Annotated in this window: 23 protein-coding genes and 6 tRNA genes; 5 read left to right on the top strand and 24 right to left on the bottom strand. The window is 32.3% G+C overall.

The features are described from left to right. The first annotated feature begins 11 nt into the window (after positions 1-11). On the top strand, positions 12-464 hold the full coding sequence (locus ABD715_RS16880) for an FKBP-type peptidyl-prolyl cis-trans isomerase (protein ID WP_344789517.1): 453 nt from the start codon (positions 12-14) through the stop codon (positions 462-464). Positions 465-540: 76 nt separating this feature from the next. Here ABD715_RS16880 and ABD715_RS16875 read toward each other — a convergent pair whose 3' ends face one another. Then, positions 541-1,350 (bottom strand): hypothetical protein, encoded by an 810-nt coding sequence (locus ABD715_RS16875; RefSeq protein WP_344789516.1) that lies wholly within the window; start codon positions 1,348-1,350, stop codon positions 541-543. Positions 1,351-1,566: 216 nt separating this feature from the next. Between ABD715_RS16875 and ABD715_RS16870 the strand changes: the two genes are divergently transcribed. After that, a complete protein-coding gene (locus ABD715_RS16870; protein WP_344789515.1) occupies positions 1,567-2,208 on the top strand; it encodes an MOSC domain-containing protein in 642 nt (213 codons plus the stop codon). A gap of 39 nt (positions 2,209-2,247) precedes the next feature. After that, complete coding sequence (locus tag ABD715_RS16865) at positions 2,248-3,486, top strand: DEAD/DEAH box helicase (protein WP_344789514.1); 1,239 nt, start codon at positions 2,248-2,250, stop codon at positions 3,484-3,486. A 7-nt stretch (positions 3,487-3,493) separates the two neighbouring features. Here the strand turns inward: ABD715_RS16865 and ABD715_RS16860 are convergent, their stop codons facing one another. Further along, positions 3,494-4,159, bottom strand: coding sequence for a M15 family metallopeptidase (locus ABD715_RS16860; protein ID WP_344789513.1), 666 nt, complete (start codon positions 4,157-4,159; stop codon positions 3,494-3,496). Positions 4,160-4,834: 675 nt separating this feature from the next. Between ABD715_RS16860 and ABD715_RS16855 the strand changes: the two genes are divergently transcribed. Beyond that, complete coding sequence (locus tag ABD715_RS16855) at positions 4,835-5,533, top strand: DUF4369 domain-containing protein (protein ID WP_344789512.1); 699 nt, start codon at positions 4,835-4,837, stop codon at positions 5,531-5,533. Positions 5,534-5,590: 57 nt separating this feature from the next. Here the strand turns inward: ABD715_RS16855 and ABD715_RS16850 are convergent. The 4 genes from ABD715_RS16850 to idi form a co-directional block, all read right to left on the bottom strand. Beyond that, positions 5,591-5,664: transfer RNA gene (locus tag ABD715_RS16850), tRNA-Thr, on the bottom strand. A 63-nt stretch (positions 5,665-5,727) separates the two neighbouring features. Further along, a complete protein-coding gene (locus ABD715_RS16845; protein WP_344789511.1) occupies positions 5,728-5,997 on the bottom strand; it encodes a hypothetical protein in 270 nt (89 codons plus the stop codon). Positions 5,998-6,084: 87 nt separating this feature from the next. Continuing rightward, positions 6,085-6,495 carry a 6-pyruvoyl trahydropterin synthase family protein gene (locus ABD715_RS16840; protein ID WP_344789510.1) on the bottom strand — a complete coding sequence of 137 codons (411 nt, stop codon included), beginning with the start codon at positions 6,493-6,495 and terminating at the stop codon, positions 6,085-6,087. Next, positions 6,492-7,016, bottom strand: a complete 525-nt coding sequence (idi, locus tag ABD715_RS16835; RefSeq protein ID WP_344789509.1) for an isopentenyl-diphosphate Delta-isomerase — start codon at positions 7,014-7,016, stop codon at positions 6,492-6,494. The genes ABD715_RS16840 and idi overlap by 4 nt, the downstream gene beginning before the upstream one ends. A gap of 438 nt (positions 7,017-7,454) precedes the next feature. On the opposite strand from idi, the gene ABD715_RS16830 reads away from it, so the two are divergent. Then, complete coding sequence (locus ABD715_RS16830; protein ID WP_344789508.1) at positions 7,455-9,044, top strand: peptide chain release factor 3; 1,590 nt, start codon at positions 7,455-7,457, stop codon at positions 9,042-9,044. A 56-nt stretch (positions 9,045-9,100) separates the two neighbouring features. On the opposite strand, the gene ABD715_RS16825 is transcribed toward ABD715_RS16830, so the two are convergent. From ABD715_RS16825 to rpsU, 18 genes are all read right to left on the bottom strand, one after another. Beyond that, the gene (locus tag ABD715_RS16825; RefSeq protein WP_344789507.1) at positions 9,101-9,418 is read right to left on the bottom strand and encodes a DUF3467 domain-containing protein; all 318 of its coding nucleotides are present in this window, start codon (positions 9,416-9,418) and stop codon (positions 9,101-9,103) included. Between the two features lie 162 nt (positions 9,419-9,580). After that, complete coding sequence (rpoC, locus tag ABD715_RS16820) at positions 9,581-13,882, bottom strand: DNA-directed RNA polymerase subunit beta' (protein ID WP_344789506.1); 4,302 nt, start codon at positions 13,880-13,882, stop codon at positions 9,581-9,583. 71 nt (positions 13,883-13,953) lie between these two features. Continuing rightward, the gene (gene rpoB / locus ABD715_RS16815) at positions 13,954-17,766 is read right to left on the bottom strand and encodes a DNA-directed RNA polymerase subunit beta (RefSeq protein WP_344789633.1); all 3,813 of its coding nucleotides are present in this window, start codon (positions 17,764-17,766) and stop codon (positions 13,954-13,956) included. Positions 17,767-17,890: 124 nt separating this feature from the next. After that, complete coding sequence (gene rplL, locus ABD715_RS16810) at positions 17,891-18,265, bottom strand: 50S ribosomal protein L7/L12 (protein ID WP_344789505.1); 375 nt, start codon at positions 18,263-18,265, stop codon at positions 17,891-17,893. A gap of 61 nt (positions 18,266-18,326) precedes the next feature. Beyond that, positions 18,327-18,848, bottom strand: coding sequence for a 50S ribosomal protein L10 (gene rplJ / locus ABD715_RS16805; protein WP_344789504.1), 522 nt, complete (start codon positions 18,846-18,848; stop codon positions 18,327-18,329). Between the two features lie 19 nt (positions 18,849-18,867). Further along, positions 18,868-19,557, bottom strand: coding sequence for a 50S ribosomal protein L1 (gene rplA, locus ABD715_RS16800; RefSeq protein ID WP_344789503.1), 690 nt, complete (start codon positions 19,555-19,557; stop codon positions 18,868-18,870). Between the two features lie 20 nt (positions 19,558-19,577). Beyond that, positions 19,578-20,015: a 50S ribosomal protein L11 gene (gene rplK, locus ABD715_RS16795; RefSeq protein WP_344789502.1), complete on the bottom strand. Its 438-nt coding sequence runs from the start codon at positions 20,013-20,015 to the stop codon at positions 19,578-19,580. Between the two features lie 76 nt (positions 20,016-20,091). Next, positions 20,092-20,646, bottom strand: coding sequence for a transcription termination/antitermination protein NusG (gene nusG, locus ABD715_RS16790; protein ID WP_344789501.1), 555 nt, complete (start codon positions 20,644-20,646; stop codon positions 20,092-20,094). A gap of 11 nt (positions 20,647-20,657) precedes the next feature. Further along, complete coding sequence (gene secE, locus ABD715_RS16785; protein ID WP_344789500.1) at positions 20,658-20,855, bottom strand: preprotein translocase subunit SecE; 198 nt, start codon at positions 20,853-20,855, stop codon at positions 20,658-20,660. 106 nt (positions 20,856-20,961) lie between these two features. Next, positions 20,962-21,034 (bottom strand) — tRNA-Trp (locus tag ABD715_RS16780). Between the two features lie 57 nt (positions 21,035-21,091). Further along, positions 21,092-22,276, bottom strand: coding sequence for an elongation factor Tu (gene tuf, locus ABD715_RS16775; RefSeq protein WP_344789499.1), 1,185 nt, complete (start codon positions 22,274-22,276; stop codon positions 21,092-21,094). Positions 22,277-22,344: 68 nt separating this feature from the next. Continuing rightward, positions 22,345-22,416, bottom strand: a tRNA-Thr gene (locus ABD715_RS16770). 83 nt (positions 22,417-22,499) lie between these two features. Beyond that, positions 22,500-22,572 (bottom strand) — tRNA-Gly (locus ABD715_RS16765). 54 nt (positions 22,573-22,626) lie between these two features. Then, positions 22,627-22,708 (bottom strand) — tRNA-Tyr (locus ABD715_RS16760). A gap of 65 nt (positions 22,709-22,773) precedes the next feature. Then, positions 22,774-22,847, bottom strand: a tRNA-Thr gene (locus ABD715_RS16755). A gap of 100 nt (positions 22,848-22,947) precedes the next feature. Then, the gene (gene hpf / locus ABD715_RS16750) at positions 22,948-23,250 is read right to left on the bottom strand and encodes a ribosome hibernation-promoting factor, HPF/YfiA family (RefSeq protein WP_344789498.1); all 303 of its coding nucleotides are present in this window, start codon (positions 23,248-23,250) and stop codon (positions 22,948-22,950) included. A 42-nt stretch (positions 23,251-23,292) separates the two neighbouring features. Then, a complete protein-coding gene (locus tag ABD715_RS16745) occupies positions 23,293-24,183 on the bottom strand; it encodes a tyrosine-type recombinase/integrase (protein WP_344789497.1) in 891 nt (296 codons plus the stop codon). Positions 24,184-24,334: 151 nt separating this feature from the next. Further along, on the bottom strand, positions 24,335-24,529 hold the full coding sequence (gene rpsU / locus ABD715_RS16740; protein ID WP_344789496.1) for a 30S ribosomal protein S21: 195 nt from the start codon (positions 24,527-24,529) through the stop codon (positions 24,335-24,337). Between the last annotated feature and the right edge of the window lie 387 nt (positions 24,530-24,916).

Genomic DNA, 24,916 nt, shown 5'->3' with positions numbered 1-24,916 from the left:
AAATTTAGTTTATGAAAAACACAATAATTGCTTTTGCTTTAATTTTATTTACAGCTTGTAACTCTGATGATAGTGTTAAAGATTATACCGCAGAAAACGAAGAAGAAATTCAAGCTTATATAGCTACAAACAATTTAACTGCACAAATAAGCAGTTCTGGTTTGTACTATATTGTAGAAGAAGTTGGTACTGGTGAAGCGCCTACTTTTACAGACAATGTTACAGTTGCCTACAAAGGGTACTTTACTAACGGTTCTGTCTTTGATGAAAGTGATGCTGATGGTGTTACTTTTAATTTACAACAAGTTATAGCAGGTTGGACAGAAGGCATTACCTACTTTAACGAAGGCGGAAGCGGTAAATTATTAATACCTTCTCGTTTAGCATACGGTAATTCTGGAAGAAATGGCATACCTAGAGGCGCAGTATTAATTTTCGATATAAATTTAATTGCTGTAAATTAAATAATTTATAATATTATAAAATAAAAAAAACACTTCTGTAACAGAAGTGTTTTTTGTTTTAATAGAAAAAGTGCTATTAATCTATAATATCTGGTCTGTACAACTCTGGTAATGTTGCTGCTATATCATCATGTATTGCAACACTCAAACCTAAACTTTCGTCGTAAAACAAAATATAATCTAAGCTACAACCTTGAGCTCTACCAGATATTGTAAAAGTATATTCTTCATCTTTTTTTAAATTATACACAACTTTATTTAGTTTTTTAACACCATCTACATGGCCTTCTAAATTATGTGCAGATCCCCATTTACGAACACCTCTACCCCAAAATTTATGATTTTTTTTCAACTCTTCTGTAGGATATACACAAGCTGTTGTATAATCTCCAGTTAGTTTTACCCAAACATCGTTTCGTTTATCTCCCGCTTCTCCATCTAATAAAGGTTGATACATACGCATTACCATTCTGTATTTCCCATCTTTTGGACAGGTAAATTTAAATTCTATAGGCGATTTGGCCGAGCCTCCATTAAGATTATTTCCAGTAAACTCTAAATACCCTTTATTTATAGCTTCTATACCAGAGCCAACATAATACTTAGAATCGGTTGGTGTTCTTTTAACCCAAAGTCCTAAATCAGATTTGGTAACCTCGGGCTCAAATAAAACAAAATCTGCCCCATATTTAATACCATCTACTGTTTTAGTAGTCTCACCTGTCTCCTCTTCTTCTTCCTCTTCTTCTTCCTCTTCTTCTCCTCCCGGTTCTTCTTTTACAATTTGATAATCTTCTTTATTAAATGTTTCCTCCTTATCATTAGAGCACGAAAACATTATAAAACATAAAGACAGTAATAATAATGCTAGTAATTTTAGTTTCATTTGTTTTAGTTTTTAATTAGTTTAGTTTGTTCTTGCAATTTATAATTCAAACACTTAAATAAAGGTTATATATGTTCAAAAAAACAACATTTTTGGGTAAAGCCTTATTTTTTTTTTACCTATAAACATAGGTCGTATAAATCTGTATTAAAAGCTATAAATTAAAGTTTCTCTATTTATTTTGTTTAATTTTATCTGTATTAAATAAAGAATCTAGTGAAAATAATATCGACCAATTTAGCAAAACCAACAACCATTATTTGGAAAGACCAAAAAGTAACCACTGGTATTTATAAAACACCTACAGCACATGGTATTTATTTAGGTAAAGATGGCGTTAAAGATGATGAGGTATCTGACAAAAAAGTACATGGTGGCGAATTTAAAGCATGTTATTTATTTTCTGAAAAACATTATAAATATTGGCAAAACCTATACCCAGATTTATCATGGAATTGGGGCATGTTTGGAGAAAACCTAACTATTTCTAACTTAGATGAAACTAAAATTTACATTGGAGACATTTACAAACTAGGTGAAGCTTTGGTACAAATAACCCAACCTAGAGAACCTTGTTTTAAATTTGGCGTTAAATTTAAATCTATGCATGCTTTAACACAGTTTATATCGCATGGTTTTCCTGGCACTTATGTTCGTGTATTACAACCAGGGTTTGTTAAAAAAGGAGACAAACTAATACGCACAGAACAAGCACAAAACAGCTTAACAACCCATCAACTTTTCAATTTATTGTACTCTAAAAATAAAGAGGAACACTTACTTAAACGAGCTATAAACAACAATGCATTACCAGAACGAAAAAGAAATAAATTAAAAAAATTTCTAAAATCTAATTGATGGAGATTACATTATCTTTGCATTAAATAAATAATACACATGTCCTTTAAAGACTTACAATTAAACAGACCTATTCTAAGAGCTGTTGCAGAAGCGGGTTACGATAACCCAACACTTGTTCAAGAAAAAACAATTCCATTTGTACTTGAAAAAAAAGATATTATTGTATCTGCACAAACCGGTACAGGTAAAACTGCAGCTTTTGCTCTTCCAATTTTAAAATTACTGTTTGATAAACAAGACGCATCAAAAAAAGGAAAAAAAATAAAGGCTTTGGTTGTAAGCCCAACGAGAGAATTGGCTATTCAAATTGCAGAAAACTTTAAAACCTATAGCACCTACACCAATTTAAGAACTGCTGTTATTTACGGAGGCACATCTATAGAACCACAAAAAGATGTTTTAAAAAAAGGTGTTGATATTTTAATTGCCACGCCAGGACGTTTATTAGATTTACACAAACAAGACATTATTAATTTAGATTATGTTGAAACCTTAGTTTTAGATGAAGCCGATTTAATGCTAGATATGGGTTTTATAGACGATGTAAAAAAGATAGAACGCTTGTGCCCAGAAGAAAAACAAACGCTTTTGTTCTCGGCCACCATACCTTACAAAGTAGAACAGTTAGCACTTTCCATTTTAAACACCCCTAAACGTATTGAGGTTACCCAAAATGCTTCAACATCAAAAAATGTAAATCAAACGCTTTATTATGTTCCTAAAAAAAACAAAATAGAACTGTGTTTACATTTATTAAGAAATACCATTAAAGGTAATATTATTATTTTTAGACGTACCAAATTTGGTGTTGATAAACTTGAAAAAACCTTATTAAAAAATGGTTACAAAGCAGGTAGTATTCATGGCGACAAAAGCCAAACAGCTAGACAAGAAGCCTTAGCAAGCTTTAAAAACAATCAAACAAATATACTTATAGCTACAGATGTTGCTGCAAGAGGTATAGATATTAACGACTTAGATGCTGTTATAAATTTCGATTTACCAAATATTCCAGAAACATACGTACATAGAATTGGTAGAACTGCTAGAGCAGGAAAACATGGTATAGCATATTCTTTATGTTCTGCAGACGAAAAAACATACGTGCAAACTATACAACAGCTAATTCAAATTCAATTAGATGTTATAGAAGATCACCCTTATCCTTTAGATCCAAAGGCAAAAAAAGAAGTTCATAAGTCGCCTAATAAAAGTAAATATAAAAAAGGTAGAAAAAGTGAAGCTTCTAAAAAGAAGAAAAAACGTTGGTATTAAATTACATTTACTTAATCTCAAAATCGAAATAAGTACCAGGAAATGGCTCGCCACGTAAAGTAAAATGCCACCATTCTTTAGGATAATTTCTAAATCCATTTTTAAGCATAATAGATTGAAGCAATTGTCTGTTACTTTTTTGACTATCTGTAATATTTTGATAATTTACCCACGATTCTTGACCAAAGAAATCGAAAATGCTACCCATATCTAAAGGCTCGCCTGTATTACCATCAATTATAGTTAAATCTAGAGTACTTCCTTTACTATGTCCAGATCGAGATGCTATATACCCTTGTGCAAATAAATGCGCTTTTTTTACCCTTGGATAAAATATATGCTTATTTATGGTATCGTTTAAATCTTTTGCCCAACGTATAAAGTGGTTTACCGCACGTTGGGGTCTATACCCATCGTATACTTTTAAACACATATTGTTATCTTCTAAAGCTGCTTGTATTTTTTTTAAAGCCTGTGTTGCCTTATCTGTTAGAATTAATCTATTAGATCGATAACCATCTACTCTAGTACCTAAAAAATTATTAGCTGTATAATAACGTAATTCTACATTTAAAGTGGGAATACTATCTTGAACATAAACAAATCCTTTTGGTAATTGAGCAAAAGAAAATAGTGCAAAAAATAAAACAAATAGAGTTATATAATTTTTCATGAATAAAAGTTGAAAGCTAATTTATAGCAAAAAAAAATATTTATTAAATATTAAGCACAAAAAAAACCGAGTTCCCTCAAACTCGGTCTTCTTATAATTTGCTTTTTATATTACGAAGTTAGATTCGGGGTTACCATATCAACAGCATAATGCAAATATTAATTAATTAATCCATTGAACTAAAAAGTATGTTATCTAGTACACTTCAAATATATAACTCTTCTAAAAATACAACGACTAAAAACCATTTAAATCGATGAAATACATGTTTTTTTAACATTTATTGCTGAAATATTGTATTTTATCGATGAAATACACGATAGTCTATTAAAAAAAAAAAAAACATCCTTTTAAATAGTACAAACAAAAAAAGCACCCTTAATAGGATGCTTTTTTTACTAACTAACTAATTTAACTAACTAACCAAAAATATGATTATAACATTCTAAAGTTTAAAGTAACCACTCAATAAACTATAATAAGAATGTTATTTAACTAAACACAAGTATCGTGCCAAAACAAAATATAAAGTATTTATTATTGTAATTTTTTTAAAAAAATGTAAAATTTTATAATAATGAACCAGAAAACTTCAAAAACTAGAAAATTAATTTAACAACTAGTATTTATACTTTTATTATAGGATATTTGCGATTATAAAAAATCTATTTACTTATGAGAAACATTTCAATTTTTAGTATACTATTCTTAATCCTTTTTATGTCGTGCAGTAAAGAAACACACGATTTAACTGTAAAAACGACAATTAAAGGTCTACAAAAAGGTACCTTATATCTAAAAAAAGTAGAAGATACACTTCTAGTAACTGTAGACTCTTTAGTTATTAATGGTAATACTGTTTTTGAATTGCATAGTGAATTAGATTCTCCAGAGGTTTTTTATTTATATCTAGATAAAAACTCTAAAGAAGAGGATAGAATTACCTTTTTTGCAGACAAAGGTGTTACAGAAATTAATACTACTTTAAAGAATTTTGTTTTTGATGCTAAAATAAAAGGGTCTGAGCAACAAAAAACTTTAGAAGACTATAGACTAATGATGACTAGGTTTACTAATAGAAATCTAGAATTAATTAAAGAAAACTTTGAAGCACAAACTGTAAACGATACAGCTAAGCTAAAAGCATTAAAAAAAGAATACGACAACTCTATAAAGCGTAAATATTTATACACAGTAAATTTTGCTTTAAATAATAACGATAGTGAAGTTGCACCTTTTCTTGCTCTAACAGAAATATACAATGCTAAATATACCTTTTTAGATACTATTAATAAAATGCTTACTCCTAAAGTGAAGGCTTCTAAATACGGTAAAGAATTACAAGCTTTTGTAGATGAAATAAAGCCCGAATAACAAAACAATATCAAACAAAAAAACCTTTCTATACGAAAGGTTTTTTTTGTTTTAAAGAGCCGATGGAGGGACTCGAACCCACGACCTGCTGATTACAAATCAGCTGCTCTAGCCAGCTGAGCTACATCGGCGTTTTTAAGAGTTGGCAAATATACTCCTTAGAATGATATATACAAACTCTTAAACCATTTTTTTTAACTTAATTTATTAATTTTTTCAATTAACGCCTTTCCTTTTTCTTCAAGCTCGTTTTTAATTGATTTAAAATGCGATTTTTTATCCTCAACATTTTTACTATTTACCTTTGCTATTAATACATCAAAAGTCTCAATAGCTTCATCAATAATAGCTTCACTTCCTTTAGTATCTTTGTTTGTATTTGAGTATTCCCAAACATATACTGCTTCAATAATATCACCTAAAACATAATTAATGTCTTTTTTTAGGTTTCTAACATTTGCCATAATTTCTATATTTATATTGTTGCAAAAGTAAGTAATTAATTGCTATTACAAATCTATCTTTAATAAGAATAGCATTATTTATTACCTTTAGCTTCCAGAGTAAGTAACAAAATTACGAGGTGTTTCGTAAAGTGTAATTTCTAAATCTAAATTTGAAGGGATTTTAGACTTAATTATGTTGTAAATAACAACAGATATATTTTCTGCGGTAGGGTTTAATGCTTTAAAATAATCTAAATCTAGGTTTAAATTTTTATGATCAAATTTATACTCGACCTCTTCCTTTATAATATTTTTTAAAACTTTAAGATCTATTACAAAACCAGTTTCCTGATTTATTTCTCCTGTAACACTTACTATTAGTTCGTAATTATGCCCATGATAGTTGGCGTTATTACATTTACCAAAAACCTCTTGGTTTTTTTCATTACTCCAATCTGCTCTATACAAACGATGTGCTGCATTAAAATGTGCTTTTCTGCTAACAGTTACCCTCATAATTTAATGTTTATATGTTCGTAGAATTTATCGAATATAACTTTAAACCACTCTGTATATAAATCTGGTTGTAAATCTATATCTGTTTTTACAGCTTCTAAAGGCATCCATTTCCAGCTAGCAACTTCATCTTTATTAATTTCTGGTTCTCCATTATATTTTCCTAGTAAAACATGATCGTATTCGTGCTCTGTTAAACCATTATCAAAAGGAGCTTTATAAATAAAAGAAATAGATTCTTGCAAATCTACAACAAAACCCATTTCTTCTTGTAAGCGACGTTTTCCAGCTTCAATATTACTTTCTTTATCTCTTTGGTGGCTACAGCATGTGTTTGTCCATAACCCTGGCGAATGGTATTTGCCTAATGCTCTTTGTTGTAACATCAACTCTTTTTCATCATTAAAAACAAACACAGAAAATGCTCGATGTAATAATGCTTTTTCGTGTGCTTCTAGTTTACCCATTAAGCCTATTTGCTCATCCTTTTCATTTACTAAAATTACTTTTTCTTCTTCCATAGTCAACAAAAATACAAACAAATTATAACATTTATAAATGTCATTTATAATAATAAAAAAGCAACTAAATGTTTATTTGGATGCTTTAAAATATCTTTTAAACTAAAGTTTTAATTTGCTGCCACCATAAACTCGCTTCTTATGTTTATTTGATGTTCTACTTCAGAACATTTACACCTTTAGAACAATGGTATGTTAGTTGAGTTTCTCCATACCCTTTACCAGATAACCTGTTTTTAAATATACCTACCTAATCTATAATATATTCAAGCTCTATTAAATTTTTAACTAAACAACAACATTGTTTTTCAATACAAATACAAATTTTCAACATTTTAATAGTTACATCAAAATTTATAAAAATTAAAAAGCATTAAAATTGCTATTTCTATTGAGGTTAATAATACTATCTTTGCAACCCATTTGCACATTCATAATATGAGTTTTTTAAAAGAAATACAACGCAGACGTACCTTTGGTATAATATCGCATCCCGATGCAGGTAAAACAACACTAACCGAAAAATTATTATTATTTGGTGGCGCCATACAAGAAGCTGGCGCTGTAAAAAGTAATAAAATAAAGAAAGGTGCTACAAGTGACTTTATGGAAATAGAACGCCAACGTGGAATATCGGTAGCCACATCTGTACTTGCTTTTGAATACGATGGTATTAAAATAAATATTTTAGACACACCTGGGCATAAGGATTTTGCTGAAGATACCTTTAGAACTTTAACCGCTGTAGATAGTGTAATTGTTGTAATTGATGTTGCAAAAGGTGTAGAGGAACAAACTGAGAAATTAGTTGAAGTTTGTAGAATGAGAAACATCCCGATGATTGTTTTTATTAATAAAATGGATAGAGAAGGTAAAGATGCTTTCGATTTATTGGATGAAGTTGAACAAAAACTAGGATTAAAAGTGGTTCCTTTAAGTTTCCCTATTGGTATGGGATATGATTTTAAAGGTATTTATAATATATGGGAGAAAAACGTAAACTTATTTAGCGGAGATAGTAGAAAAGACATTGAAGAAACTATTGAAATATCTGATTTATCATCTTCAGAATTAGACAAGCTAATAGGTGAAAATTCTGCAAATACCCTTCGAGAAGAAATAGAATTGGTTGAGGGTATTTATCCAGAATTTAATAAAGAAACCTACCTTAACGGAGAGCAACAACCCGTATTTTTTGGTTCGGCTTTAAATAATTTTGGTGTTCGTGAATTACTAGATTGCTTTGTAGAAATCGCACCTAAACCAAGACCTAAACAAAGCGAAGAACGTTTAGTTAAACCTGAAGAAAATAAATTTAGCGGTTTTGTTTTTAAAATACATGCTAATATGGATCCTAATCATAGAAATCGATTAGCATTTATAAAAATTGTTTCGGGAGAGTTTAAGCGAAATTCACCTTATTTACACGTTAGACATAATAAAAAAGTTAAGTTTTCTAGTCCAAATGCTTTCTTTGCTGAGAAAAAAGAGATTGTAGATGTTTCCTATCCTGGTGATATTGTAGGATTACAAGATACCGGAACTTTTAAAATTGGAGATACATTAACCGAAGGCGAAATTTTAAACTATAAAGGAGTGCCTAGCTTTTCGCCAGAACATTTTAGATATATTAATAATGCAGACCCATTAAAATCTAAACAATTATATAAAGGTATTGACCAGTTAATGGATGAAGGTGTAGCACAGCTATTTACTTTAGACTTAAATGGAAGAAAGGTTATTGGTACTGTTGGTGCTTTACAATACGAGGTTATTCAATACAGATTAGAACATGAATATGGTGCTAAATGTACTTACGAAAACCTGAATGTTTATAAAGCCTGTTGGGTAGACCCTAAAGACTCTAAGAGTGAAGAATACAAAGAGTTTGTTAGAGTAAAACAACGCTTTTTAGCTAAAGATAAACGCGGGCAATTGGTATTTTTATCAGACTCATCTTTTTCTTTACAAATGACACAGCAAAAATATCCAAATATTAAGTTTCATTTTGTGTCTGAATTCGAATAGATATTATCACTATAAAAAAAGCCTTTGATTCCAGATAGAATCAAAGGCTTTTTTATTTAAGCTTGGCCAGTAGGTCCAAAATTTAAAGGTATTGGAGGCTGCTCGTAATCTTTTATTTCTCCATGAGAATTCTCAAACCTATTTACATTATCGGCAAGCGCTTTAAGCAAACGCTTAGCGTGTTGTGGTGTTAATATTATTCTAGATTTAACCTTACTCTTAGGTACTCCTGGCATAATATTAACAAAGTCTACTACAAACTCTGAAACTGAATGGTTGATAATTGCAAGATTAGAATAAGTACCTTCTGCTACTGCTTCATCAAGCTCTATATTTATTTGTCCTTGTTTGGGTTTTTCGTTTTCGTCTGCCATTGAGTATTATTTTTTTAATATCCACAAAAAGTGGAATAAGTTATTTTAATAATTTATTAAATAAAAAAAACCTTCTAGTAATTTATACTTGAAGGCTTTAATTTATTATGATTGCCACTGTAGTGGAAATTAAAATTCCCGCCTTCGCGGGAATTTTAAATATTAGTTATAATTCAATTCTTGCTTTACTTGCATCATTTCGTCAAACTCTTCTTTAGAGCCTACAATAATATCTTTGTAAGTACGCATACCTGTACCTGCTGGAATTCTGTGTCCAACAATTACATTTTCTTTAAGGCCTTCTAAAGAATCAACTTTACCAGCTACAGCTGCTTCGTTAAGTACTTTAGTAGTTTCTTGGAACGACGCTGCAGAAATAAATGATTTCGTTTGTAGCGATGCTCTAGTAATACCTTGTAAAATTGGAGTTGCAGTTGCAGGTCTAGCTTCTCTAGCCACAACAAGCTGCTTATCTTCTCTACGTAAAATCGAGTTTTCATCTCTTAATTCACGAGGCGAAATAATTTGCCCTGCATTAAGAGTTGTAGAATCTCCAGCATCTTCAATAACTTTCATTCCAAAAATATTATCATTTTCTAAAATGAAATCTGCTTTATGAGCCAATTGATCTTCTAAGAAAATAGTATCACCAGAATCTATAATTCTAACTTTACGCATCATCTGACGAACAACAACTTCGAAGTGTTTATCGTTAATTTTCACACCTTGTAATCGGTATACTTCTTGTACCTCGTTTACTAAGTATTGTTGTACAGCTGAAGGACCTTTGATATTTAAAATATCATTAGGTGTTATAGAACCATCTGATAATGGCATACCTGCCTTTACAAAATCGTTTTCTTGTACAAGAATTTGATTAGATAACTTAACTAGGTATTTCTTAATATCTCCAGTTTTAGACTCTACAATAATCTCACGATTACCTCTTTTAATTTTTCCAAAAGATACGACTCCATCAATTGCAGAAACAACAGCAGGGTTAGATGGGTTACGTGCTTCAAATAATTCTGTTACACGAGGAAGACCTCCAGTAATATCACCTGCTTTCGCAGATTTACGAGGTATTTTAACTAAAATCTTACCTACTTGAATCTTATCGTTATCGTCAATCATTAAGTGAGCCCCAACTGGTAAGTTGTATGAACGTATCACGTCATCATTTCCATCTACAATATGAAGCGTTGGAATTAATTTTTTATTTCTAGATTCTGATATAACTTTTTCTTGGAATCCTGTTTGCTCATCAATTTCAACTTGATAAGTAACACCTTGTTCAATGTTTTCGTATTTTACTTTACCAGCAAATTCAGAAATAATAACACCGTTATAAGGATCCCATTGACATACTACATCTCCTTTCTTCAACGTATCTCCATTTTTAACAGAAACAGTAGAACCATAAGGAATGTTGTTTGTACTTAATACAATACCAGTTTTCTTGTCTACTAATTTAATTTCAGAAGTACGAGATATAACAATATCAACCTCGTTTCCTTCGTTATCTTGGCCTTTAACTGTTTTTAAGTCTTCAATTTCGGCAACGCCATCAAACTTAACAACTAATTTATTATCCTCAGAAATGTTACCAGCAATACCACCCACGTGGAAAGTACGTAATGTTAACTGTGTACCTGGTTCTCCAATAGACTGTGCAGCAACTACACCTACAGCTTCACCACGTTGTACCATTTTACCTGTAGCAAGGTTACGCCCGTAACATTTAGCACAAATACCTCTTAAAGCTTCACAACTTAAAGCTGAACGTACTTCTAATGTTTCGATTGGTGATGCTTGAATATTTCTAGCAATATCATCGTCAATTAATTCTCCTGCAGATACTAATAATTCATCTGTTAATGGGTTATGAACATCGTTTAAAGATACACGACCAACAATTCTTTCTTCTAAAGTTTCAACAACTTCATCGTTTTTCTTTAATGGCTCTACTTCTACCCCTCTTAATGTTCCACAATCTTCAGTGTTAATAATAACATCCTGAGAAACATCAACTAAACGACGTGTTAAGTACCCTGCATCGGCAGTTTTAAGTGCTGTATCTGCAAGTCCTTTACGTGCACCGTGCGTTGAGATAAAGTATTCTAAAATTGAAAGACCTTCTTTAAAATTAGAAAGAATTGGATTTTCAATAATTTCTCCTCCACCTGCATTAGATTTTTTAGGTTTTGCCATTAACCCACGCATACCTGTTAACTGACGAATCTGTTCTTTAGATCCACGAGCACCAGAATCAAGCATCATAAACACCGAGTTAAATCCTTGTTGATCTTCTCTAATACGCTTCATAGACAATTCTGTCAATTCAGCATTTGTTGAAGTCCAAATATCAATAACTTGGTTGTAACGTTCGTTATTAGTAATAAGTCCCATGTTATAGTTTCCGGTAATACCATCAACTAAACCATTGGCTTTATCAATCATTCCTTGCTTTTCTGGCGGGATAATAATATCTCCTAAACTAAATGATAATCCACCTTTAAATGCAAAATTAAACCCTAATGTTCTAATAGCATCTAAGAAATCTGCAGTTTCTGGAACCGAAGTAACTTTAAGAATATCTCCAATAATATCTCTTAAAGACTTTTTGGTTAATACTTGGTTAATATATCCTGCAGCTTGTGGTACATGTTGGTTAAATAATACTCTACCAACTGTAGTTTCTACAATCATTCTATCAAGTTTACCATCTTCATTAATGTCGATAGTTCTAACTTTAATACCCGCATTTAAGTCAACTCTTTTTTCGTTAAAAGCAATAGTTACTTCTTCTGGAGAGTAAAAAGTTAAGCCTTCTCCTTTAATTGGCACTTCTGGAGTAGATTTACGTAGCTTGGTCATGTAATAAAGACCAAGTACCATATCTTGCGAAGGTACTGTTACCGGAGATCCGTTTGCAGGATTTAATATATTATGAGAGGCCAACATTAATAATTGACACTCTAAAATAGCTTCTGGTCCTAATGGCAAGTGAACCGCCATTTGATCACCATCAAAATCGGCATTAAATGCAGTACACACTAATGGGTGTAACTGGATTGCTTTACCCTCAATTAATTTTGGTTGGAAAGCTTGAATACCCAAACGGTGTAATGTAGGAGCACGGTTTAGTAATACTGGATGTCCTTTAAGAACATTCTCCAAGATATCCCAAACAACTGGCTCTCTTTTGTCTATAATTTTCTTTGCAGATTTTACAGTTTTAACAATACCTCTTTCAATTAATTTTCTAATTACAAAAGGCTTGTATAATTCTGCTGCCATATTTTTAGGCAATCCGCATTCAAATAACTTTAATTCTGGACCAACAACAATTACAGAACGTGCAGAATAATCAACACGCTTACCTAGTAAGTTTTGACGAAAACGCCCTTGCTTACCTTTAAGTGAATCTGATAAAGATTTTAGTGGTCTGTTAGAATCTGTTTTTACTGCAGATGATTTACGTGTGTTATCAAACAATGAATCTACAGATTCTTGTAACATACGTTTCTCGTTACGTAAAATCACCTCTGGTGCTTTTATCTCAACTAATCTTTTAAGACGGTTGTTACGAATAATTACACGACGGTATAAATCATTTAAATCAGACGTTGCAAAACGACCTCCATCTAATGGTACTAATGGACGTAATTCTGGCGGAATGATTGGAATAACTTTCATAATCATCCACTCTGGACGATTTTCTCTATTTTGATTAGATTCTCTTAGAGACCCAACAACTTGTAAACGTTTTAACGCTTCAGTTTTACGTTGTTTAGATGTTTCTGTATTTGCTTTATGACGTAATTCATAAGACAATTTCTCTAAATCAATTCTAGATAACAATTCAATTAAACATTCTGCCCCCATTTTAGCAAGAAACTTGTTAGGGTCTGTATCGTCTAAATATTGATTATCTTGAGGAAGTGTTTCAAGAACATTTAAATACTCTTCTTCTGTTAAGAAGTCCATTTTTTGTAATGGTTCTCCTTCTTCATTTTTAGCATTACCAGGCTGTATTACTACATAACGTTCGTAGTAAATAATCATATCTAATTTCTTAGAAGGCAAGCCTAATAAATAACCTATTTTATTTGGTAAAGAACGGAAGTACCAAATATGAGCTACAGGAACAACTAAATTAATGTGCCCTACTCTATCTCTACGTACTTTCTTTTCTGTTACTTCTACACCACAACGGTCGCATACAATACCTTTATAGCGAATTCTTTTATATTTACCACAAGCACACTCATAATCCTTTACAGGACCAAAAATACGCTCACAGAACAAACCATCTCTTTCTGGTTTGTGTGTTCGATAATTAATAGTTTCTGGTTTTAAAACTTCACCTTTAGACTCTGCTAAAATAGACTCTGGTGATGCTAAACCAATTGAGATTTTATTAAATCTCTTTACTGGATTCTTATCTTGTTTTCTTGCCATTTGTTCTAGTATTCAGTACTCAGTATTCAGTCTGCAGTATTAGCGCAGACTGATAACCGATTACTAGTTTTTTATTCTTCTAATCTAATATCTAATCCTAAACCTTTTAATTCGTGCATAAGTACATTAAAAGATTCTGGTAGTCCAGGATCTGGCATTGGCTCTCCCTTAACAATAGCTTCGTAAGTTTTAGCTCTACCAATTACATCATCAGATTTTACTGTTAAAATCTCACGTAGAGTACTTGATGCTCCATAAGCCTCAAGTGCCCATACTTCCATCTCTCCAAAACGCTGACCTCCAAATTGTGCTTTACCACCTAATGGTTGTTGTGTTATTAAAGAGTATGGTCCTATAGAACGTGCGTGCATCTTATCGTCAACCATATGTCCTAGTTTTAACATATAGATAACTCCTACAGTAGCTGGCTGATCGAAACGCTCTCCAGACCCACCATCGTAAAGATAAGTATGACCATAACGAGGAATTCCAGCTTCGTCTGTATAACCATTAATTTGTTCTATAGTTGCCCCATCAAAAATAGGAGTCGCATATTTACGATTTAATTTTTGACCAGCCCAACCAAGAACTGTTTCATATATTTGCCCAATGTTCATACGAGATGGTACACCAAGTGGGTTTAATACAATATCAACAGGTGTTCCATCATCTAAGAAAGGCATATCTTCTTGACGAACTATACGTGCAACAATACCTTTGTTACCGTGACGTCCTGCCATTTTATCACCTACCTTTAATTTACGCTTTTTAGCGATATAAACTTTTGCTAATTTTATAATACCTGCTGGTAATTCATCTCCAACAGAAATTGTAAACTTCTCGCGTCTTAAAGAACCTTGTAAATCGTTTTCTTTAATTTTATAATTGTGAATTAAATCGGCTACTAAACTATTGGTACGATCATCTGTAGTCCACTTTCCTGATACTAAATGCGCATAATCGTCAACAGCATTTAACATTTTAAGAGTAAACTTTTTACCTTTAGGTAATACTTCTTCTCCTAAATCGTTAAAAATACCTTGAGCAGTTTTACCGTTTACTATATTGAATAATTTTTCGATTAAAACTTCTTTTAAATCGTCAAATTTTCTATCGTATTGAGCTTCTAAGGCTAAGATATCGTCTTTATCTTGAGCTCTTTTACGTTTGTCTTTTACTGCTCTTGCAAACAATTTCTTTTCGATAACAACACCGTGTAATGATGGAGATGCTTTTAAAGAAGCATCTTTTACATCGCCTGCTTTATCACCAAAAATAGCACGTAATAATTTTTCTTCTGGTGTTGGGTCAGATTCTCCTTTTGGTGTAATTTTACCAATAAGAATATCTCCAGGTTTAACTTCGGCCCCAACACGAATCATTCCGTTTTCATCTAAATCTTTTGTAGCTTCTTCAGAAACATTAGGAATGTCGTTAGTTAACTCTTCGTTACCTAATTTAGTATCTCTAACTTCTAATGAATACTCATCAATATGAATAGATGTAAATATATCCTCTCTAACAACTTTTTCAGAAATTACAATCGCATCCTCAAAGTTATAACCTTTCCATGGCATAAAGGCCACTTTCATGTTTCTACCTAAAGCAAGCTCTCCTTTTTGAGTTGCATAACCTTCACATAAAACTTGTCCTTTAGAAACTCTATCCCCCTTAACCACAATTGGTTTTAAGTTAATAGAAGTACCTTGGTTAGTTTTTCTAAATTTTACTAATTGATATGTTTTAATATCAGAATCAAAACTTACAGCAGCTTGATCTTCTGTACGTCCATATCTAATTTTAATTTCATTAGCATCAACATATAATACTTCTCCTTCGCCTTCAGCATTAATTAATACTCTAGAGTCTGAAGCTACTTGACGTTCTAAACCTGTACCTACAATTGGAGAATCTACTCTTAATAATGGTACTGCTTGACGCATCATATTCGATCCCATCAAGGCTCTGTTGGCATCATCATGTTCCAAGAACGGAATTAAAGATGCAGATATAGATGAAATTTGGTTTGGTGCTACATCTGTATAATGTAATTCATTCGGATCTATTACCGGGAAGTCACCTTCCATTCTTGCAATTACCTTATCATGTAAAATTTTACCACTTTCATCAACATTAACAGTTGCTTGAGCTATTAATTTTTCTTCCTCTTCTTCTGCACTTAAGTAAGTAGGCTCATTTTGAATATCTACAACGCCATCTGTTACCTTTCTATAAGGTGTTTCAATGAATCCCATAGAGTTCACTTTAGCATATACAGAAAGTGAAGAAATTAAACCAATATTTGGTCCCTCTGGTGTTTCAATAGGACATAAACGACCATAGTGTGTATAGTGTACATCACGAACCTCGAAACCAGCTCTTTCTCTCGAAAGACCTCCAGGTCCAAGAGCCGATAAACGACGCTTATGAGTTATCTCTGCTAATGGGTTTGTTTGATCCATAAACTGAGACAACTGGTTTGTACCAAAGAAAGAATTAATTACAGACGACAAGGTCTTTGCATTAATTAAATCTATTGGAGTAAATACTTCGTTATCACGAACGTTCATACGCTCACGAATAGTTCGAGCCATACGAGCTAAACCAACACCAAATTGAGACGATAATTGCTCTCCAACAGTTCTAACACGACGGTTAGATAAGTGATCAATATCATCAATCTCTGCTTTAGAGTTAATAAGCTCAATTAAATATTTTATAATAGTAATAATATCTTCTTTGGTAAGCACTTGCTTATCCATTCCAATATCAAGACCTAATTTTTTATTCATTCTATAACGACCTACTTCTCCTAAAGAGTAACGTTGGTCGCTAAAAAATAATTTATCTATAATACCACGTGCTGTTTCCTCATCTGGTGGCTCAGCATTACGTAATTGTCTATAGATATGCTCAACAGCCTCTTTTTCCGAGTTTGTTGGATCCTTTTGAAGTGTATTATGTATTATTGCATAATCGCCTTGTTCTGCAGTTTCTTTATGTAAAAGAATTGTTTTTACATCTGCCTCAAGAATTTCTTCAATGTTTTCTTTGTCTAAAATTGTATCACGGTCAAGCACAATCTCGTTACGCTCAATAGATACAACCTCACCAGTATCTTCATCAACAAAATCTTCATGCCATGTATTTAATACACGTGCAGCTAATTTTCTTCCTAAATACTTTTTTAAACCAGATTTTGAAACTTTAGCTTCTTCAGCCAAATCAAAAATCTCTAAAATATCTTTATCACGCTCAAATCCAATAGCACGGAAAAGCGTTGTAACAGGTAATTTTTTCTTTCTATCAATGTAAGCATACATTACTTGATTGATGTCTGTAGCAAACTCAATCCAAGATCCTTTAAATGGTATTACTCTAGCTGAATATAACTTTGTTCCATTAGCATGGAAAGACTGACCAAAGAAAACCCCTGGCGAACGGTGTAATTGAGATACTACTACACGCTCTGCTCCGTTGATACAAAAAGTACCAGAAGGTGTCATGTAAGGTATAGTTCCTAAGTACACATCTTGAACAATAGTTTCGAAATCCTCGTGTTCAGGGTCTGTACAATATAACTTTAACCTTGCCTTAAGCGGAACGCTATAAGTAAGCCCTCTTTCTATACACTCATCTATGGCGTAACGTGGTGGGTCTACAAAGTAATCTAAAAATTCTAAAACAAATTGATTACGTGAATCAGTTATTGGAAAGTTCTCCATGAAGGTATTGTATAAACCTTCATCACCTCTTTCTTCAGATTTTGTCTCTAATTGGAAAAAATCCTGGAAGGATTTTATCTGAATATCCAAGAAATCTGGATATTCCGTTCTATTTACAATAGATGAGAAATTTAATCTTTCAGCTTGTGTTAATAACATCAATGGACGGAATTATGATTAAAAAAAAATTAATAGCGTATATAAACTATTATATACACAAAATGGTTTAGGTCTTGAAGAACGTTCTCCAGACCTAAACCTTTATGTTTTTGAGTTGTTAAGCTTACTTAAGCTCTACCTCTGCTCCAGCTTCTTCTAAAGATGCTTTTAAAGCCTCAGCTTCATCTTTAGTAATACCTTCTTTAATTGCACTTGGTGCATCATCAACTAAACCTTTAGCTTCTTTTAAACCTAAACCAGTTAATTCTTTAACTAATTTTACAACTGCTAATTTAGAACCACCAGCTGCTTTTAAGATAACATCAAATTCAGTTTGAGCTTCTTCAGCATCTCCACCACCAGCAGGACCAGCAACAGCAACTGCAGCAGCAGCAGCAGGCTCGATACCATACTCGTCTTTTAATATAGTTGCTAACTCATTTACTTCTTTTACAGTAAGGTTAACTAATTGTTCTGCGAAATCTTTTAAATCTGCCATTTTCTATCGTTTTAATAATTTTGTAATAATATATTTGTAATAAAGTGCGTACTATTTAATACTATCCTTCTTTCTCAGATAGTGTTTTAATGATACCTGCTATTGTGCTTCCTCCAGATTTAAGTGCAGAAATAACGTTTTTAGCAGGAGATTGTAATAATCCAACAATCTCTCCAATCAATTCTTCTTTAGATTTGATATCAACTAACATATCTAATTGATCGTCTCCTAGGTAAACCGCTTCTTCAATAAAAGCTCCTTTTAATAAAGGTTTTTCAGATTTTTTTCTGAATGCTTTAATTACTTTAGCAGGTGCATTACCTGTTTCAGAATACATAACCGAAGTGTTTCCTTTCAATACAGAAGGAAGTTCTCCAAATTCTCTATCTGAAGTTTCCATTGCTTTTTCTAACAATGTATTTTTAACTACAGCTAACTGGATACCTGCTTTAAAACAAGCACGACGTAAGTTAGACGTTGCAACAGCGTTTAATCCTGAAATATCTGTTAAATAGATATTTGCATTATCAGCTAATTGTGTAGTTAATTCTTCAATTACTTGTGATTTTTCTTCTCTAGTCATAATAAAAGTTTTTAACTAATTAACCAATTTTAGGATCAACAGCTAAACTCGGGCTCATTGTAGAAGACATAAATATGCTCTTTACATAAACACCTTTTGCAGCTGTAGGCTTTAATTTCATTAATGTTTGTAATAATTCGTTTGCATTTCCTGCAATCTTATCTGCACTAAATGATGCTTTACCTATTGCTGCGTGAACAATACCAGTTTTATCAACTTTAAAGTCAATTTTACCAGCTTTCACTTCTGTAACAGCTTTAGCTACATCCATAGTTACTGTACCTGTTTTTGGATTAGGCATTAAACCACGAGGACCTAATACACGTCCTAAAGGACCTAATTTACCCATTACACTTGGCATAGTAATAATTACATCTACATCTGTCCAACCACTCTTGATTTTATCAAGGTACTCATCCAAACCAACGTAATCTGCTCCAGCTTCTTTAGCTTCTGCTTCTTTGTCTGGAGTTACTAATGCTAGTACTTTCATGTCTTTACCAGTACCGTGTGGAAGAGATACTACACCTCTTACCATTTGGTTAGCTTTTCTAGGATCTACTCCTAAACGCACAGCTAAATCAATAGATGCGTCAAACTTTGTATTGGTAATTTCTTTTATTAATGCTGATGCTTCCTCAACAGAATAAACTCTTCCTTTTTCTATTTTCGCTGAAGCTTCTTTTTGCTTTTTTGTTAATCTTGCCATTTTTTAATGTCTTTAATAGATTAAGAAGGGAATTGCCCTGTTACGGTTATACCCATTGATCTTGCTGTACCAGCTATCATTCTCATTGCAGACTCTATTGTAAATGCATTTAAATCTACCATTTTGTCTTCAGCGATTGTTTTAACTTGATCCCAAGAAACTTTAGCTACTTTTTTTCGGTTTGGCTCTCCAGAACCCTTTTTCAACTTAGCTGCCTCTAATAACTGTACAGCTGCTGGTGGAGTTTTAATTACAAAGTCAAACGATTTGTCTTTGTAAACAGATATAACAACTGGTAACACTTTACCAGCTTTATCTTGGGTTCTAGCATTGAATTGCTTACAGAACTCCATGATGTTAACACCTGCAGCTCCTAAAGCGGGTCCAACCGGTGGCGATGGATTCGCAGCACCTCCCCGAACTTGTAACTTAACTACTTTACCTAATTCTTTTGCCATTTTTAATAATTTAATTTTTGATGTTATTCTTCAATTGGAAGCGAAAAACACATCTATCTTTACTGTAACACTAATATTATACTTTTTCTACTTGCATATAACTTAACTCTAATGGTGTTTTTCTTCCAAAAATCTTAACCATTACTTCTAGTTTACGCTTTTCTTCATTTATGTTCTCTATAGTACCGTCAAATCCATTAAAAGGACCATCTATAACTTTAACGGTTTCTCCCTTTGTATAAGGAATTACTACATTAACATTTTCTTCTACAGCTAATTCATCAACTTTACCTAACATTCTGTTTACTTCAGATTGTCTTAATGGCACAGGATCTCCTCCTTTAGTTTCTCCTAAAAAACCAATTACATTTGTAACCGATCTTATTATATGTGGTACTTCTCCAGTTAGGTTGGCTTGCACCATTATGTATCCTGGAAAAAAAGTTTTTTCTTTTTGAATCTTTTTTCCGTTTCGAATTTGAATTACCTTTTCTGTTGGAACCAATACTTGATCTACATAATCTTGTAAACCTAAACGAGCGATTTCGTTTTCTATATAAGTTTTAATTTTATTTTCTTGACCACTTACAGCTCTAACTACATACCACTTTTTCTCACTTATTTCAGACATAATTCTTCGTTTTAACCGTTAATCCACTGAAAATAAGTTGTAATAACTTTACTGAAAACAGTATCTATTCCCCATATTGCAAGAGAAAATATAATTGAAAATACAGCAACTAAAATTGTTAAACTTTGAGACTCTGCCCATGTAGGCCAAGTTACATTGTTTTTTAGCTCTCCAAATGATTCTTTTATATAATTTACTATTCCAGCCATTTATATTTTGTTTTAAACTGAATAAAAAGCCCTACTTAAAAAAGAGGCTTTTTATCTTTTGTATTAACAAGAAGTTTCTTTTCTAAGTATACTTCTTTTTTATTTGCACGGGCGGAGAGACTCGAACTCCCGACACCTGGTTTTGGAGACCAGTGCTCTACCAACTGAGCTACGCCCGTAAATATAAGTTAAGGCACTTCATTTTATAGAAATACCTTAACTTTATATATTACTTACTATAATATTTCAGTTACCTGACCTGCTCCTACAGTTCTACCACCTTCACGGATAGCGAAACGTAAACCAACATTCATTGCAATTGGTTGAATTAACTCAACAGTAATAGTTAAGTTATCTCCAGGCATAACCATCTCAACTCCATCAGGAAGTGCGATGTTACCTGTTACGTCAGTTGTACGTACGTAAAACTGTGGACGGTAGTTGTTATGGAATGGAGTGTGACGTCCACCTTCTTCTTTCTTAAGGATATAAACCTCAGCTTTAAATTTATCGTGTGGTGTTACAGAAGCTGGCTTACAAATTACCATACCTCTAGAGATTTGAGACTTTTCAATACCTCTTAATAAGATACCTGCATTATCTCCAGCCTCACCTCTATCTAATATTTGACGGAACATTTCGATACCAGTAATAGTAGATGTTAATTTCTCAGCCCCCATACCAATAATCTCTACAGGATCTCCTGTGTTTGCTATACCTGTCTCAATACGACCAGTTGCAACAGTACCACGACCAGTAATAGAGAATACATCCTCGATAGGCATTAAGAAATCTTTATCAACCTCTCTTAATGGCTCTTCGATCCAATCATCACAAGCTTGCATTAATTCCAATACTGTATCTACCCATTTTTGCTCACCGTTAAGTGCACCTAATGCAGATCCAGCAACTACAGGTCCATTATCTCCATCATACTCATAGAAAGATAATAAATCTCTAATTTCCATATCTACTAATTCAAGTAACTCTTCATCATCAACCATATCCACTTTATTCATGAATACAACGATACGAGGAATACCTACCTGACGTCCTAATAAGATGTGCTCACGAGTTTGTGGCATTGGCCCATCAGTAGCAGCAACCACTAAAATAGCACCATCCATTTGAGCAGCACCAGTTACCATGTTCTTTACGTAATCGGCGTGACCTGGACAGTCAACGTGAGCGTAGTGACGGTTAGCTGTTTGATACTCTACGTGAGATGTATTAATTGTTATACCTCTTTCTTTTTCTTCAGGAGCATTATCAATTTGATCGAAATCTCTTGCTTCTGATAAACCTGCATCAGCTAATACTTTAGTAATAGCAGCAGTTAAAGTTGTTTTACCGTGATCTACGTGTCCAATTGTACCAATATTTAAGTGTGGTTTTGAACGATCGAAAGTTGCCTTTGCCATGTTTTAAAATAATTTAATCTTAGTTATATAATAATTTAATACTCTTTTTTTTTACTCTTTAATTATAGAGCCAATGACGAGATTTGAACTCGTGGCCTCTTCCTTACCAAGGAAACGCTCTACCCCTGAGCTACACCGGCGTAAAGTTTTTATTCCCTATTCTTTTTTTACTCGCCTAAAACGGGTAATAAAAGAAGAGTGTCCCTGCCTCCGCAGGAATTTGAGCGAGAGACCGGGTTCGAACCGGCGACATTCAGCTTGGAAGGCTGACGCTCTACCAACTGAGCTACTCTCGCATTAATTTTGCTTAATTATCTTTTATTAAAACTGTTTAGTAATTTTAAAAAAAGTGGGGAGAGCAGGATTCGAACCTGCGAAGACGTAGTCAGCAGATTTACAGTCTGCCCTCGTTGGCCGCTTGAGTATCTCCCCAATTAAACTTATTTCAATATTTTAAAGAACTTAAAACGCTATCGCATTTTGCTTTGTTTTTTTTGAGCCGATGGAGGGACTCGAACCCACGACCTGCTGATTACAAATCAGCTGCTCTAGCCAGCTGAGCTACATCGGCTTTTTCTCTTTTTTACACATAAAAAAAAGCCCGCTATTTCTAACGGACTGCAAATGTATATATTTATTTAATTATTCAAAACATTTTTTTGATAATTTTTCTATAAATGTGCTCTTAATTTTTCTTTTCGCTTTTTTAACTGCCTTTCTAACGACGAAACTGCACTATCAACCCCTTCTTCAAAACTTTTACATTGCTTTTTTACAACAAAACTATCTCCTGGCACACTTACTCTTGCTTCAAAAATTTTATTTTCTTTATCACTTGTATTTTCTACCTTTAAATAAACATCTGATTTTATTACTTTGTCGTAAAACATATCTAACTTATCCATACGCTTTTGGATAAAATCTATCAATTTTTGATCTGCATTGAAATTAACTGATTGTGTGTTCACTTTCATACTCTACTAATTATTTGGTTAGACAATAATTTATTTACTATATTATTTTTTACTTCTAGGATGTGCTTTTAATTGCACCTTTTTTAATTCGGCTATACTATTATGTGTATATATTTGAGTAGCAGCTAAACTGGAATGTCCTAAAAGTTCTTTTACAGCATTTAAATTAGCACCTTGATTTAGCAAATGTGTTGCAAAAGAATGCCTTAATATATGTGGGCTTCTTTTCACCTTTGCAGATGCCTTACTAAAATAACTATTTATTACTCTATATACAAGTGTTTCGTAAATTTTAACGCCATTTTTTGTTAAAAACAAAATCCTAGAATCTTCTATATGTGATAATGTTGTTCGTATCTGTATATAGTCTTTTACTGTTTTAACTACAGATGGTAATAACGGTATCAATCTTTCTTTATTTCTCTTACCTAATACTTTTAACATTTTATTATCTAAACTCACATCATCTAGCTTTAGTTCTACCAATTCTATACGCCTTATACCTGTGGAGTAAAATAATTCTACAATTAATTTATTTCTAATACTTTCAAAATCATCGGCTGAGTTTAACTGATTTAAAACTGTTTCTATTTCTAATTGCGAAAAAGGAATTTGAAGCTTCTTATTTGTTTTAAGCGCTTTATGTTTTGCTAATGGATTTAGTTTTATATCTCCAATTTTTAATAGGAACTTATAATAGGTGTTTAGTGCAGATATTTTCCTGTTAATTGTTCTGTTGGATATTTTACTTTCTACTAATAAAACAATCCAGCTTCTTATTTGAGAATAATTAACTTGATTAATAGAGTTTGATTGGTATTCGCTTAATATGAAGATTGAAAATGTTTCTAAATCGTTTTGATAGGCTTTTATAGTTAATGCTGAATAGTTTTTTTCTAGCAATAAATAATCTGTAAACGATTTGAAAGTCATATTGTTTTTAGGTTAAAAGCTTAAAGTTAAAAGTTAAAAGTTAATACTGCAACTTAATTGTTTATTTATAGTGTTACTAGCTTTTAATTTTGAATCAAAAAAAAATCCCGCTAAATGCGGGATTTTTTTTGATTATTTAATTTAGAATCTTTTAATTGTTTTCTGCATCTCTTAATCTTTGAACATATTGTGCTTTTTGAACTAAAGCTCTACGTGTAACTGAAGGTTTATTGAACTGCTTACGTGCATTTAATTGACGTTTTGCTCCTGTTTTAATAAACTTTTGCTTATATCGTTTTAACGATCTCTCTATATTTTCTCCTTCTTTAACTGGTACAATTAACATAGTGTCTTAACCTCCTCTCTTTTAAGATTTTTGTGGGCGCAAAGATAGAAACTAATTTAAAGTTTGCAATTATTTATTACAAATTAATTTTTTAGCCTTTTTAATAAAATACAGCCCTTTTTTGTTATTAACACTCTATACTAATAAGACCTGCAAAAGTGATTGATACGACATCCTTTTTTGTTTTTCTCAAAAAAGATATAGTGGAAAGCACGGTTACGCCCAAGCGTAATTTGCTATAATTAAAAAATTGTTTAACTGGTTTGTATGCTTTCTTATCTATTACCATTTTAGCGATTGAAAAAACAATTTTCGCTAAAATAGTAATTAACCAAGTTTAGGTCGCTGGTTTGTATGCTTTCTTATCTATTACCATTTTAGCGATTG

This window comes from Postechiella marina, assembly GCF_039538365.1.
GTDB lineage: Bacteria > Bacteroidota > Bacteroidia > Flavobacteriales > Flavobacteriaceae > Postechiella > Postechiella marina.
The sequence above is the reverse complement of the archived record's forward strand: the minus strand, read 5'-3'. Positions and strand labels throughout refer to the sequence as shown.